Here is a 12,839-nt window from a genome sequence, read left to right as displayed (position 1 = left end):
GAGAACAGCTCATGCCGTCCGAACAGTGGACGCACCCGGAACCTGGAGACGGGCCGGCCGCCGTAGCGGCCCAGCCTTCCCCCGAACAGGTGATCGCCGGTTTGCGAGCGACAAGCGAAGGTGGCGCTGAGCTCACTCAGCTGCTCACCCCCGAGGGCCAGCGGGTCCCGTCCGAGCGGTTCGACCGCTACGTCGAGGACGTCGACGACGAAACGCTGAAGAACCTCTACCGCGACATGGTGCTGGTGCGCCGCGCGGACCGCGAGGCCAACGCGATGCAGCGGCAGGGGCAGCTGGGCATCTGGGTGCCGCTGCTCGGCCAGGAAGCCGCGCAGGTCGGGTCCGGCCGCGCGCTGCAGCCGCGGGACATGGCGTTCCCGAGCTACCGCGAGCACGGCGTCGCGTACACGCGCGGCGTCGACATGCGCGACCTGATCGGCATTTTCCGGTGCACTGACCACAGCGGCTGGGACTACCAGGCCCACCGGTTCCACCCGTACACGATCGTCATCGGCAACCAGGTGCTCAACGCGGCTGGTTACGCGATGGGCCAGAAGTTCGAGGGCAAGGTCGGCGACGAGGGTGGCGAGGCCACCATCTGTTACTTCGGTGACGGCGCGACTTCGCAGGGCGACGTCCACGAAGGTTTCGTGTGGGCCGCGGTGTACGACGCGCCGCTGGTCTTCTTCTGCCAGAACAACCAGTGGGCGATTTCCGAGCCGACCGAACGCCAGTCGCGGCTGCCGCTGTACCAGCGCGCTCGCGGTTACGGCTTCCCCGGCATCCGCGTGGACGGCAACGACGTCCTCGCCTGCCTCGCCGTCACCCGGTGGGCGCTGGAGGAATGCCGGCACGGCAACGGTCCGGTGCTGATCGAGGCGTTCACCTACCGGATGGACGCGCACACCACGACCGACGACCCCACCCGCTACCGGCTCTCGGACGAGCTGGAGGAGTGGAAGCTCAAGGACCCGATCGAGCGCGTGCGCGCGTTCCTGGCTCGGAACGGGCACGCCGACCAGGCCTTCTTCGACAGCGTCCAGGCCGAGGCGGACCAGTTCGCCGCGGACCTGCGCGACTACACGTTCAACATGCCGGAACCGCCGCCGGACCGGGTGTTTTCCCAGGTGTACGCAGAACCCTCGCCGGTGCTGGAAGCGCAGCGCGAAGAGTATCTGTCCTATCTCGACGGTTTCGCCGCGGCAGGTGAGCACTGATGACTGACTTGCAGAAGCTCACGATCGGCAAGGCGCTCAACCTCGGTCTCCGGCGCGCGATGGAGGAGGACCCGAAGGTCCTGATCATGGGGGAGGACGTCGGCAAGCTCGGCGGCGTCTTCCGGATCACCGACGGGCTGCAGAAGGACTTCGGCGAGCAGCGCGTGCTGGACACGCCGCTGGCCGAATCGGGCATCATCGGCACCGCGGTCGGCCTCGCCGTGCGCGGTTTCCGGCCGGTGTGCGAAATCCAGTTCGAAGGCTTCATCTTCCCCGGCTTCGACCAGATCTCCTCGCAGCTGGCGAAACTGCACTACCGCACGCAGGGCAAGGTCAAGATGCCCGTCGTGATCCGGGTGCCCTTCGGCGGCGGGATCGGCGCGGTGGAGCACCACTCGGAATCGCCGGAATCGCTGTTCTCGCACATCGCCGGCCTCAAGGTGGTGTCGATTTCGAACGCGGTGGACGCTTACTGGGGCATCCAGGAGGCGATCCGTTCGGACGACCCGATTCTCTTCTTCGAGCCCAAGAAGCTGTACCACTCGGGCGCGTTGAAGATGGAGGTCGACACCTCGACGGCGCCGTCGAAGGTGTTCGCGTCGCAGGTGGTGCGCGCGGGCACGGACGCCACGGTGGTCGCGTACGGCCCGTCGGTGAAGGTGGCGCTCGAAGCCGCTACGGCCGCTGAGTCCGAGGGCAAGTCGCTGGAGGTCATCGACCTGCGCACGCTCTCGCCGCTCGACCTCGGACCGGTGTTCGAATCGGTCCGCAAGACCGGACGGCTCATCGCGGTCAGCGAAGCGCCGTCGGAATCCTCGCTGACCTCGGAGATCGCGGCCCGGGTCCAGCAGGAATGCTTCTACTCCCTTGAGTCCCCCGTCCTGCGCGTGACCGGATTCGACACGCCGTACCCGCCTGCGAAGCTCGAGGAGCATTACCTCCCCGACCTCGACCGGGTCCTGCACGCTGTCGACCGTTCGCTCGCCTGGTAAGGGGGTTCCCGCAGAAATGCCTGAGTACAAACAATTCCCCTTGTCGGACACGGCGGAGGGGCTCACCGAGGCCGACATCCTCGCCTGGCGCGTGAAGCCGGGCGACACGGTCACGGTCAACCAGATCGTGGTCGAGGTCGAGACCGCGAAGGCCGCCGTCGAATTGCCGATCCCGTGGGCCGGCGTGGTCACCGAGCTGCACGTGGAGCCGGGGCAGACGGTGGAGGTCGGGACGCCGATCCTGACCATGGACGTGGATCCGGACGGGAAAGCCGCTCCGGCTCCCGCCGCCGCTTCCGCCGAGCCCGCCGCTCCGGCCGAGGAGGAGATGAAGCCGCTGGTCGGCTACGGCTCCAAGGCGGCCGGGACTACCCGGCGGGCGCGCAAGGGAGCCACCCCGGCTCCCGCTCCCGCTGCCGTCGCGGCGGCTCCCGCACCGGTGGCCGAAACCCCGCGTGGCGGTTACGTCCCGCTGGCCAAACCGCCGGTCCGCAAGCTGGCCAAGGACCTCGGCGTCGACCTGCACTCGCTCACCGGCAGCGCGGACGGCGGCGTGATCACCCGCGACGACGTCCACCGGGCCGCCAACGGTTCCGCCGCTCCCGCGGTGTCCACTGTGGATTCCGGCTACGACCCGGCGACCCGCGAACGGCGCGTGCCGATCAAGGGGGTCCGCAAGGCGACCGCGGCCGCGATGGTGCAGAGCGCGTACACCGCTCCGCACGTCACGGAGTTCCTCACCATCGACGTCACGCCGATGATGGAACTGCGCGAGAAGCTCAAGAAGTCGCGCGAATTCAGCGGCGTCAAGCTCACTCCGCTGGCGTTCGCGGCGAAGGCGGTGTGCCTCGCGGCGAAGCGCACGCCGGACGTCAACGCGGTGTGGGACGAGGCGGCGCAGGAGATCGTCTACAAGGACTACGTGCACCTCGGCATCGCGGCGGCGACCCCGCGCGGTCTCGTGGTGCCGAAGATCCGGGACGCGGATTCCTTGTCGCTCAAGGAACTCGCGGTCGCGCTCACCGAGCTGACCGATGTCGCGCGCGAGGGCAAGACGACGCCGGCGGCGATGCTGGGCGGCACGTTCACGATCACCAACGTCGGCGTGTTCGGCGTCGACACCGGCACGCCCATCATCAACCCGGGCGAGTCGGCGATCCTGGCGGTCGGGGCCATCCGCGACACCCCGTGGGTGGTCGACGGCGAGATCAAGGTGCGCAAGGTGATGCAGTTGTCGCTGAGCTTCGACCACCGGGTGGTCGACGGGCAGCAGGGGTCGGAGTTCCTCGCCGACGTCGGTGCGCTGCTCGCCGATCCGGCGGTCGCGATCACGTACTGAGCCGAAGGGGCCGTGTGCGCACGGCCCCTTCGTTTTATCCCGTTGACGGAGTGAGCACTCACTCCGTACCGTGGAGCGCATGGAGACAAGAAAAAGAGCGCCCGGGATGGCGCCGGACGACCGGCGGCGGATGATCGTCCGCGCGGTGCTTCCGCTGGTCGTCGAGCACGGCCGCGGGGTCACGACCGCGCAGATCGCCCGCGCCGCCGGGATCGGCGAGGGCACCATCTTCCGGGTTTTCCAGGACAAGGACGAACTGTTCGACGCGTGCGTGGAAGCCGCGCTCGATCCGGCGGAGGCACTGGAGATGATCGGGGAGATCCCGGCTGAGCTGCCGCTGGAGAAGCGGCTGGCGGAGGCCGCCGAGGCGATGAACGCGCACCTCCAGCGCATGGGCGCGGTGATGGCCGCGACAATGAAGGGACGGCCGCGCGCGGCGGCGGAGGAGGCGCGCAACCGCAAGTCGGTGACCGGGGACAGCCGCCGCGAGTCGCTCGAAGCGATGCAGCGCGCGGTGCGGGAACTGTTCGTCCCGGACGCCGCCCGGCTGCGGCTGCCGGTCGACAAGGCCGCTTCGCTGTTCCTGGCGCTGCTGTTCACGCAATCCCGCCCGATGCCCGGTTCCCCGACAACTGACGAGGTCATCGACGTCTTCCTGCACGGTTCGGTGCTGGCGTGATCCCCGGCGGTGGGGGCGGGATCGAGATGGCCCTCGGCCGCCGCGGTCGCCGCAGGATGGCGCAATCCGTGCCGGACAGCGGACTCACCGGGCCGGTCGACATCCCGGAACCGGAGCAGCCGGAACAACCGAAAGGCGTGCGGGCGCGCCTTTCGCGGATGCGTACCTCGGTGGCGGGCACCGTCCGCGGCCTGCCGAAGGTCGCGAAGCTGACCTGGCAGGCCAGCCCGACGCTGACGATCGTGCTCGCGGTGATCACGCTGGCCTCCGGCCTGTTGCCGACGGTCACCGCGTATATCGCGAAAATCCTGCTCGATTCGGTGGTCGCGGCGATCCAGCACCGCGGGTCGACCGCGGACATCGTGCGCATCACGCTGTTCCAGTTCGGCGTGCTGGCGGCGACCGCGATCAGCAGCTCGCTCACCACGATCGCGCAATCCCTGCTGCAGGAACGGATGACGCTCACCATCCGGCACCAGGTCATGCGGCACGCGAGCGACCTGCACCTGGCGTACTTCGAGGGTTCGGCGTCGTACGACATGCTGCGCCAGGCCGCGCAGGAAGCGCCGACGCGGCCGTTGTCGATGATGACCTCGGCGCTCGGCCTGATCCGGACGCTGATCACCTTCGCCAGCATGATCGCGTTGCTGGTGTCGATCAGCCCGCTGCTCGCGCTGGTCGCTTTGCTGGCCCCGATCCCGGCGTTCATCTCGCAGTCGAAGTACGGTTCGCGAGCGTTCTGGCTCACGTTCATGATGTCGCCGATCAAACGGCGGATGGACTATCTGTCCTCTTTGGTCACGACGGACACGTATGCCAAGGAGACCAAGCTGTTCGGCCTCGGCCCGTACTTCGTGGACCGGTTCCGGAAGCTCGGTGTGGTGGCTTACGAACGGCAGCGGAAGCTGACGGTGAAACGGAATGTCAGCTCGACGTCGTGGGGTTTGCTGAGCACGCTGGTCGGCTCGGCGATCGCGTTGTACATCGCGCTGGAAGCGGTCGGCGGACGGCTCACGCTGGGCGATCTGGCGTTGTACACGGCCGCCGCGACGTCCGTGCAAAGTTCGGTGACCGGGTTGTTCACCGCGTTTTCCGGGATGTACGAGAACAACCTCTACCTCGACACACTGTACAAATTCCTCGACACCAAACCGGAAATCACCGCGCCGGCGAAACCGCGCCCGCTTCCGTCCACTGTGGATGGACACATCCAGTTCGAGTCGGTGAGCTTCAGTTATCCGGGCGCGGACGAACCGGCGCTGCACGGGGTGAGTTTCGAGATCCGTCCCGGCGAAACCGTCGCGGTGGTGGGCCGCAACGGCGCGGGCAAATCGACGCTGTTCAAACTGCTGTGCCGGCTCTACGACCCGACCGCGGGCCGGATCCTGCTGGACGGCGTGGACATCCGCGAGTATAACCCGGCGGAACTGCGCACCAAGATCAGCGCGATGTTCCAGGATTACGTGACGTACCAGGGAACCGCGGCGGAGAACATCGGCCTCGGCGACCTGAACCGGCTCACCGATCGCGAGCACATCGAGGACTCCGCCCGCCGCGCCGGAGCCGACGAGCGCATCGCCCGGCTGCCGACCGGGTACGACAGCCCGCTCGGCCGGTGGTTCGACCAGGGCGTGTCGCTGTCCGGCGGGGAATGGCAGAAAATCGCGCTGGCCAGGGCTTTCCAGCGCGAGGCCCCGATCCTGATCCTGGACGAGCCGACGTCGGCACTGGACGCGCAGGCCGAGCACGACCTGTTCGACCGGCTGCACACGTTGTCTCGCGGACGGACGACGCTGTACATCTCGCACCGGTTCTCGACGGTCCGCCAAGCCGAGCGCATTCTGCTGCTGGACCACGGGAAGGTCGCGGAATACGGCACGCACGAAGCGCTGATGGCGGCCGACGCCGGGTACGCGGAATTGTTCACGCTGCAAGCGGAGGCGTACTTGAAGTGACTATCTTGGGGTGATCAGCCGAGGGGGTTTCGTGCTCATCACCACTCAAGACCTGGGGGTCACCGCGGGCGAGACAGCGCTGTTCAGCGGTCTCGACCTGGCCGTCGACGCCGGCGAATGCCTGGTCGTCCGCGGTGCCAACGGAGCGGGCAAATCGACGTTGCTGCGCTGTCTTTACGGGAATCAGGCGCCGACGTCCGGTTCCGTGTCCGTCTGCGGCGGGCCGCCGGACGAGCGGTCCGCCGCTTTCCGTCGCCGGGTTTCCGTGCTTTTCGACGATTCGGCGCTCTTCGACGAACTCACCCCGCGCCAGCATCTCGATCTGCTGCGCAAGTCCTTCGGCGGCGAACTGGCCGAAGGCCCGGTCCCGGCTCCCGATGTGCCCGCGTCGGAGCTCTCCGCCGGACAACGCCGTCGGCTCCTGCTGCACGCCGCGATCGCGCGTCCGCACGAGGTCCTGCTGCTGGACGAACCGGAACGCGCCCTGGACGCCGAGGGCCGGGCCTGGCTGTCCACCCTGGTCACCACCAGCACGCAGCGCGGCGCGGCGGTCGTGGTGGCGAGCCATCACCCGCCGCTCGCGGACGAGGTCGCGGACTACGTGGTGGACCTGTGAAACGCCCTGACCTGGTCCTGGCGCTGGTCATCGCGGCCGGCCTGCTGGGATCGCCGTTCTACAACACCGAACTGGTGCGCAGCCAGCTGATCGGCGGTGCTCCGGTGGGTGCGCTCGGCAGCGTGCTCGTGCTGTGCACCGGCCTCGCCCTTGCCTGGCGGGCGACGCTGCGACGCGGGTACGTCTGGGCCCATCCGGCCACGCTGACCTGGGACGATTTCGACGGCCAGCGTCCCGCCGTGCTCACCCGACGGCTCGTACTGGACTGGGCCGCCCGGTTCGCCGTGGCGGCTTATTTCTTCGCGGTGTCCGGGATGCTCATCGGCTTTCCCAGCTCGCTGGTCGGCCCGATCGCGCTCTTCGTGGTCGCCGCACTGGCGTTGGTGCTGGGCCGCCGACGTTCGTTTCCCGGCGAATCCCTTCTCCCGCTTACCCTCGCGCTGCCGCTGGTCATTCCACTGTGGACTTACGTGGTCGCCGCCGGTCTCGCCGCGATCGCCTTGCTCCGATCCTCTCCCTTGCCGCACACGGCTTCTCGAGACACCTTGATCCGGCACTACACCGAGCGCATGGTGCGCCGGACATCCGCCGCCTTCCTGGACGTCTGGGCGCTTCTCCCGGCGGGCCGACCGGTTCCGTGGCGGAATGCGCTCGCGAGCCGGTTCGTCGTCACCCGATACGTCCTCACCGGAGTCCTCGCCCGGCGCTCCGCACTCGGCCTGCCGGCCTTCTTGGCACTCGCCGTCGTCGCGACCCACGCGACCTTCCCGGCCGTCACATCGGTCTGGCTGATCGGCATCGGCGGCTACCTGGGTTTATTGCCGTTCACCGCCCCGATCGCGCAGCTGCACCGGGTACCCGGACTGCGGCGCTGGCTGGCCGCGTCCGCCCTGCACCTGCACGCCGTGACCTGCGCTTTTCTCTGCGTCCTCGCCCTGCTCTGGACCGGCGTCGTCCTGCTGCTCGGCATCCCGGCGTCGATCGGCGCGCTCGCGGCGGCCCTGATCGCGGCGCTGTCCGCCGTGCGCTCGGTGACCCGCGGCCCGCTGGACTTCAGCTCGATGGGCATGGTGCTGTACGAGGGAGTCCTGATCCCCGCCGGCCTGGTACGGCAGCTGGTCCGGGGGCCGGAGCTCCTCGTGCTGGGATTAATTGCCGCGAGCTTCCTCCCGGTCTGGCCCTAGGCTCCCCGCTCATGGGGAGACGCATCATGGTCACCGGATGCTCCGGGGCCGGAAAATCCACGCTGGCCAGGCAGATCGGCGCGGCGTTGGACATTCCGGTCACCCATCTGGACCGGCTGTACTGGCGACCCGGCTGGGTCCCGGCCCCGCCGGCGGAGTTCCGCGCCGCGGTCGCCGAAGCCGCCAGCACGGACAGCTGGGTGATCGACGGCAACTACAGCAAGACCTTCGACCTGCGCCTGCCGTTCGCCGACACCGTCGTGCTGCTGGACGCGTCCCGCTACACCTGCCTGTTCCGGGCCGTGCGGCGGCAGCTGCGCGAATGGGGCCAAGAGACGCAGGCCGCCGGATGCGTGTCGAAGATCGACGCCGAACTGGTCCAGTGGATCTGGAAGTGGCCGACCCGGCGCCCGCTGATGCTGCAGCGGATCGCCGAGGGAGCCCCGACCGCGCGGCAGGTGCTGCTGCGGTCGCCGCGCGAGGTGTCGGCGTTCCTACAGCGCCTGCGGTGATCGCCTTGCGGGACCGGGAATACAGTGCCGCGCATGAAGACGGGAACGGCCGCGGAGACCGCCACACAACTGGAAGCCGAGCTGGAGAAGTATCCCGAGGAGCGGGGAGAGATCCTGCTCGAGGCGGCACAGGCGTGGCGTCAGGCCGGTGACGACGACCGCGCCATCGCATTGCTGACCCAGGCTGTCGCTGCGGGCGGCGAGGACGGAGGCAACGCCCGGGTCGAACTCGCCGAGGTGCTGTTCGACCTCGACCGGGCCGAGGAGGCCCAGACCTGCCTTGACGAGTTGCGGAACGAGCCACTGTCCTCACCGGTGCCGTATTACCTGGCCGCTGAGCTGCTGGAACACCGCGGCGAGCTCCAGCAGGCACTGACCTGGTTCGACCTGGCCGCAGCCCGGCTGTCCGCGCCGGAGCCGACCGGCGGGAACGCGGAGTTCGGGTTCTTCACCCACGCGAACCACATCTTGACTGCTCGCCGACGGGTGCGCCGCGCACTGGGATTGCCTCCGGACGAGCAGGACGAGTCAGTCCAGAGCCCTTCGGATGATGCCCCTGCTCTCGCCCAGCCAGCGCCGCCAGGGGAAGTGCGAGTGTTGTTCTGGCCCCGCGCCGAGATCCCCCGCGCGCACGAGGCCTGGCCAAACCTGGTCCAGCACGCCGATGCGGACACCGCCATCGCCGACCGCGAGGCCGCCAACCGGGAACTGTCCGAGTCGGGCATCGCGCGCATCGTGCTGGTCCCGTTGACCACCGCGAAGCTCCAGGAGTTCGCGACCCGCACCGGTAGCGACCCGGCCGCCGAAGACACCCGGCTGGCCTGCATGAACGAGATCTTCGAGGAAGGCGGCGCGATCGACTGGCCACCGGCGCGCAACGAGCGCTGCTGGTGCGGCTCGGGCGGGAAGTACAAGAAATGCTGCGGCCGTCCCGTAAGCATCTGACCTGCGGTTATCCCTCCTCGGGAGCAAATCGCGGCACTCGTTCGTTCACTGGGTATGGCTGTCGTGTTCCTGCTCTACGTCATCGCTGAAGTCGCCGCCATCTGGGCGGTCGGCTCGGTCGTCGGTGTGCTCGGCACGATCGGTCTGCTGATCGCGGGCGCGTTCGTGGGTTCGTGGCTGGCGCGTCGCGAGGGCGGCAAGGCGATGCGCGCCTTCATGGCGACCGCGCAGTCCGGCCGCAATCCGGAGAAAGAGCTGACCGACGGGATGCTCGTCGCGCTCGGCGGCGTGCTGATCATGGTCCCCGGCTTCGTCAGCGACGTGCTGGGCCTGCTGTTCCTGCTGCCGCCCACCCGCTCGATCGCCCGGCGGTTCTGGCTGCGCCGCGCGGAGAAGCGCGCCATCCGGTACGCCAACCAGCGCCGCGGTCCGGTGATGGTGGTGGACAGCGAGGTCGTCGCGGAGGAACCGCGGCAGGCGAAGAACCACCCGGTGATCGAAGGCCGGATCGTCGAGGGCTGAACCGCGCGCCACAATGGCTCCCGTGGAGCGGCTGGAAACGACTTCCGCGGTGAGCGCCCGCATGAGCAAACAGAAGTCGCGCAACACTGGGATCGAAATGGCGTTGCGCAAGATCCTGCACGCCGCCGGGTACCGCTACCGAGTGCACCGCCGTCCGGTGAAAGGCGTCCGCCGCGAGGCTGACCTGGTGTTCGGCCCCGCGCGAGTAGCGGTTTTCGTGGACGGCTGCTTCTGGCACGGCTGCCCGGAACACGGCACGTGGCCGAAGAACAATGCCGATTATTGGCGGACCAAGATCGAAACCAACCGCCGCCGGGACGCGAATACCGACGCACTGCTGCACGAAGCGGGCTGGCTGTCGGTGCGAATCTGGGAACACGAGGCGACCGATGTCGCCGCGTCGCGGGTGATCGAGACCGTGAAGGAACGCCGTCCCCATTAATGTTGGCACCATGCCTCAACCGGGTCAGCCCACCGCCGCGGAGTTCTTCGCCGGCATCGGTCTCGTGCGCCTAGGCCTCGAACCGGCCGGCTTCGACGTCGCGTGGTCCAACGACATCGAACCGGCGAAGCAGGCCATGTACGAGGCACACTTCAACGACCAGGGCGCACACGAGTACGTACTAGGCGATGTCGCCGCCCTCCGCGGCGCCGATCTGCCCGCCGGCCTCAGCCTGGCCTGGGCGTCGTTCCCCTGCACAGACCTCTCGCTGGCCGGCTGGCGCCGCGGCCTGGCGGGCTCGCACTCGTCGACGTTCTGGCAATTCACCCGCATTCTCGACGAACTGGGCCAAGACCGTCCGCCGGTAGTCGCGCTGGAAAACGTGGTCGGCCTGGCGACCAGCCACGGCGGCGACGACCTCCGCGCGGCGATCGGAGAACTCAACCGCCTCGGCTACTCCGCCGATGTCCTCACCCTGGACGCCCGGCGGTTCGTCCCGCAGTCCCGGCCCAGGTTGTTCATCGTCGGCGCGCAAAACCCGCCCTCGGACTCGCCCGCGCCGTCGCCGCTCCGCCCGCCTTGGCTCGCGCTAGACCCGGCGTTGCGGACACATCGCGCCGCCTTGCCCGCACCGCCCCCGCTGCTGGTCACCGGGCTGTCCGCCGCCGTCGAACGCCTCCCCGCCGATGACGAGCGCTGGTGGACCGCACCGCGCGCTGACGCGTTCATCGGGTCGCTGTCGCCGCTCCAGTTGGAGCGATTGTCGCAGCTCAAGGCAGGGAGGAAGCTGGTGTACCGGACGGCCTACCGGCGCACCCGCAACGGAAAACCAGTGTGGGAAGTCCGGCCGGACGACATCTCGGGCTGCCTGCGCACCGCCCGCGGCGGATCGTCCAAACAGGCCGTCGTACAAGCTGGCCGCGGCTCGGTGCGGGTGCGGTGGATGACGCCGCGCGAGTACGCGCGGCTGATGGGGGCGGGGAAGTACGCGCTGGATGGGCTGCGGAACAACCAGGCCCTGTTCGGCTTCGGGGACGCGGTGTGCGTGCCGGTGGTGCGGTGGTTGTCGGAGAATTACCTGATGCCGTTGGCTCGTGGGGAAATGAGCCTCGAAGCCGCGGGCTAGTCCGCCCCAGTCGGCTTGGGGATGTCGAAATACCCCGACAACCGCACCGCCGGCGCGTACTCGCCCTTGACCTTTACCTTCCCCGTCACGAACATCGCCGCCACCGCCGCGTTCCCGGTCGCCATGCGGATGAAGTCCTCAACCGCCACCGTGATCGTCGTGTCCGGGGTGCGGGCCAGGTCGGTGCTCGACACGCACAGGCCGTCCTCGATGACTGTTTGGTAGCGGTCGAAATCGTCCCCGGCGGGGAAGCGCCAGGAGACCACGACGTCCACGTGCCGGGCTCGGTCTGGGCGGAAGTGTTCGGACATCCGGCGGAAGATCTCGTCCAGGAAGACCGCGCGCAGTTCGTCGTGGTCGGCGATGCCTTTGAGCTGCTCCCGCGAAGCCGCCGCGACGACGTCGACCAACGACTGTGTGGTCAGCGAAGCGATTTCGATGCCGGCTCCGGCGGTGCCGAGCATGTGCAACGTCTCCAGGACCTGCACGAACTGCTCCGGGGTCAGTTTGCCCACCTCGAGAGAGCGGGCGAAACCGTTCACCGCGTGCTCACCGGGTGAGTGCGCGGCACGCATGCGCGAACGCCAGCGGGACACGGAGCGGCTCAGGCCGGTCGGGGCAGGTCGAAGTGGCCGACCAGCCCGGCTGCGAAGGCCAGGTCGCCCTTGACCTTCAGTTTTCCGGTCACGAACAGCACCGCGGGCGTTGCCTGGTGGGTGATGATGCGGAAGAAGTCCACGGGCGAAAGCGTAATCGTCACGCGGGCTTTCTCGCGCATTTCGCGGGACACCGTGCAGGTTCCGTCGGAAAGCACCGTCTCGTAGCGGTCGTAGCCACCCTCGCCGGTGCCGCCGGACAGCCGCCAGTGCACCACCGCGCGCAGTGACTTCGCACGGATGTGCGCTCCCATGCGCGCGAAGATCTCGTCCAGCACCCGCTCGCGCAGCGGACGTTCGGCGACCACGGCTTCCAGTTGCGCCCTCGACGCCCGCGCGACCAGCGTGGCGAACTTCGTCGGGTCGACCTTGTCCAGCGAGAACGCCGGCACCTGTTCCGACAGCCGCATCAGCGCCGCCAGCAGCCGGTTCATGTCGGAGCGGCCCAGTTCGCGGGGGTCGATGGCGTCCGCGACCGCGTTGACGTCGAGCGCGCTCGCGTCGACGGCTTCGGTGCGGTCCAGCGCGTCCAGCAGCGCGACCCCGCGCAGGCCGGCCAGGTCAGAGCTGGTCGCCTCCGGGTTGTCGGCCATCTTCCACCCCTTCCGGAACTTTCCGCCGTAAGGCTACCGGTGAGTAGGTAGCGCGGCAAGC

14 protein-coding genes are annotated in these 12,839 nt (G+C 68.7%); 12 read left to right on the top strand and 2 right to left on the bottom strand.

What is annotated here, in order from left to right:
* The first annotated feature begins 11 nt into the window (after nt 1-11).
* The 12 genes from pdhA to FKO37_RS04000 all read left to right on the top strand — a co-directional run bounded on the left by pdhA (nt 12) and on the right by FKO37_RS04000 (nt 11,529).
* Nucleotides 12-1,217, top strand: a complete 1,206-nt coding sequence (pdhA, locus tag FKO37_RS04055; protein ID WP_037808983.1) for a pyruvate dehydrogenase (acetyl-transferring) E1 component subunit alpha — start codon at nt 12-14, stop codon at nt 1,215-1,217.
* Nucleotides 1,217-2,209 (top strand): alpha-ketoacid dehydrogenase subunit beta, encoded by a 993-nt coding sequence (locus FKO37_RS04050; RefSeq protein ID WP_037808984.1) that lies wholly within the window; start codon nt 1,217-1,219, stop codon nt 2,207-2,209. Before pdhA ends, FKO37_RS04050 begins: the two co-directional genes overlap by 1 nt.
* A gap of 16 nt (nt 2,210-2,225) precedes the next feature.
* The gene (locus tag FKO37_RS04045; RefSeq protein WP_238603754.1) at nt 2,226-3,548 is read left to right on the top strand and encodes a dihydrolipoamide acetyltransferase family protein; all 1,323 of its coding nucleotides are present in this window, start codon (nt 2,226-2,228) and stop codon (nt 3,546-3,548) included.
* A gap of 106 nt (nt 3,549-3,654) precedes the next feature.
* The gene (locus FKO37_RS04040; RefSeq protein ID WP_238608212.1) at nt 3,655-4,227 is read left to right on the top strand and encodes a TetR/AcrR family transcriptional regulator; all 573 of its coding nucleotides are present in this window, start codon (nt 3,655-3,657) and stop codon (nt 4,225-4,227) included.
* Nucleotides 4,228-4,247: 20 nt separating this feature from the next.
* Nucleotides 4,248-6,182, top strand: coding sequence for an ABC transporter ATP-binding protein (locus tag FKO37_RS04035; RefSeq protein WP_308196580.1), 1,935 nt, complete (start codon nt 4,248-4,250; stop codon nt 6,180-6,182).
* A gap of 10 nt (nt 6,183-6,192) precedes the next feature.
* Nucleotides 6,193-6,798 (top strand): ATP-binding cassette domain-containing protein, encoded by a 606-nt coding sequence (locus FKO37_RS04030; protein ID WP_238603753.1) that lies wholly within the window; start codon nt 6,193-6,195, stop codon nt 6,796-6,798.
* Nucleotides 6,795-7,982: a hypothetical protein gene (locus FKO37_RS04025; protein ID WP_238603752.1), complete on the top strand. Its 1,188-nt coding sequence runs from the start codon at nt 6,795-6,797 to the stop codon at nt 7,980-7,982. Before FKO37_RS04030 ends, FKO37_RS04025 begins: the two co-directional genes overlap by 4 nt.
* Nucleotides 7,983-7,993: 11 nt before the next feature.
* Nucleotides 7,994-8,494, top strand: coding sequence for a DNA topology modulation protein FlaR (locus FKO37_RS04020; RefSeq protein ID WP_037808990.1), 501 nt, complete (start codon nt 7,994-7,996; stop codon nt 8,492-8,494).
* A 33-nt stretch (nt 8,495-8,527) separates the two neighbouring features.
* A complete protein-coding gene (locus FKO37_RS04015; protein ID WP_238603751.1) occupies nt 8,528-9,439 on the top strand; it encodes an SEC-C metal-binding domain-containing protein in 912 nt (303 codons plus the stop codon).
* A gap of 54 nt (nt 9,440-9,493) precedes the next feature.
* Nucleotides 9,494-9,961: an FxsA family protein gene (locus FKO37_RS04010; RefSeq protein ID WP_037808993.1), complete on the top strand. Its 468-nt coding sequence runs from the start codon at nt 9,494-9,496 to the stop codon at nt 9,959-9,961.
* A gap of 13 nt (nt 9,962-9,974) precedes the next feature.
* Complete coding sequence (locus tag FKO37_RS04005; RefSeq protein WP_107050910.1) at nt 9,975-10,403, top strand: very short patch repair endonuclease; 429 nt, start codon at nt 9,975-9,977, stop codon at nt 10,401-10,403.
* Nucleotides 10,404-10,413: 10 nt separating this feature from the next.
* On the top strand, nt 10,414-11,529 hold the full coding sequence (locus FKO37_RS04000) for a DNA cytosine methyltransferase (RefSeq protein WP_238603750.1): 1,116 nt from the start codon (nt 10,414-10,416) through the stop codon (nt 11,527-11,529).
* Here FKO37_RS04000 and FKO37_RS03995 read toward each other — a convergent pair.
* Nucleotides 11,526-12,104, bottom strand: a complete 579-nt coding sequence (locus tag FKO37_RS03995; RefSeq protein WP_205673037.1) for an alkyl sulfatase C-terminal domain-containing protein — start codon at nt 12,102-12,104, stop codon at nt 11,526-11,528. The genes FKO37_RS04000 and FKO37_RS03995 overlap by 4 nt on opposite strands.
* Before the next feature lie 29 nt (nt 12,105-12,133).
* Entirely contained in the window at nt 12,134-12,778 is a 645-nt protein-coding gene (locus FKO37_RS03990; RefSeq protein WP_037808997.1) for an SCP2 sterol-binding domain-containing protein, read from the bottom strand.
* Between the last annotated feature and the right edge of the window lie 61 nt (nt 12,779-12,839).

This window comes from Amycolatopsis sp. Poz14 (assembly GCF_006704225.1).
Taxonomy (GTDB): Bacteria; Actinomycetota; Actinomycetes; order Mycobacteriales; family Pseudonocardiaceae; genus Amycolatopsis; species Amycolatopsis nivea.
Note: the sequence above shows the minus strand (reverse complement) of the source record. Positions and strands in the feature narration are given on the sequence as shown.

What these genes read in the sequence shown, in the direction of transcription:
- pdhA (WP_037808983.1), top strand. Translation starts at nt 12, where the DNA reads ATGCCGTCCGAACAGTGGACGCACCCGGAACCTGGAGACGGGCCGGCC.
- FKO37_RS04050 (WP_037808984.1), top strand. Translation starts at nt 1,217, where the DNA reads ATGACTGACTTGCAGAAGCTCACGATCGGCAAGGCGCTCAACCTCGGT.
- FKO37_RS04045 (WP_238603754.1), top strand. Translation starts at nt 2,226, where the DNA reads ATGCCTGAGTACAAACAATTCCCCTTGTCGGACACGGCGGAGGGGCTC.
- FKO37_RS04040 (WP_238608212.1), top strand. Translation starts at nt 3,655, where the DNA reads ATGGCGCCGGACGACCGGCGGCGGATGATCGTCCGCGCGGTGCTTCCG.
- FKO37_RS04020 (WP_037808990.1), top strand. Translation starts at nt 7,994, where the DNA reads ATGGGGAGACGCATCATGGTCACCGGATGCTCCGGGGCCGGAAAATCC.
- FKO37_RS04015 (WP_238603751.1), top strand. Translation starts at nt 8,528, where the DNA reads ATGAAGACGGGAACGGCCGCGGAGACCGCCACACAACTGGAAGCCGAG.
- FKO37_RS04010 (WP_037808993.1), top strand. Translation starts at nt 9,494, where the DNA reads ATGGCTGTCGTGTTCCTGCTCTACGTCATCGCTGAAGTCGCCGCCATC.
- FKO37_RS04005 (WP_107050910.1), top strand. Translation starts at nt 9,975, where the DNA reads ATGGCTCCCGTGGAGCGGCTGGAAACGACTTCCGCGGTGAGCGCCCGC.
- FKO37_RS04000 (WP_238603750.1), top strand. Translation starts at nt 10,414, where the DNA reads ATGCCTCAACCGGGTCAGCCCACCGCCGCGGAGTTCTTCGCCGGCATC.
- FKO37_RS03995 (WP_205673037.1), bottom strand. Translation starts at nt 12,104, where the DNA reads ATGCGTGCCGCGCACTCACCCGGTGAGCACGCGGTGAACGGTTTCGCC.
- FKO37_RS03990 (WP_037808997.1), bottom strand. Translation starts at nt 12,778, where the DNA reads ATGGCCGACAACCCGGAGGCGACCAGCTCTGACCTGGCCGGCCTGCGC.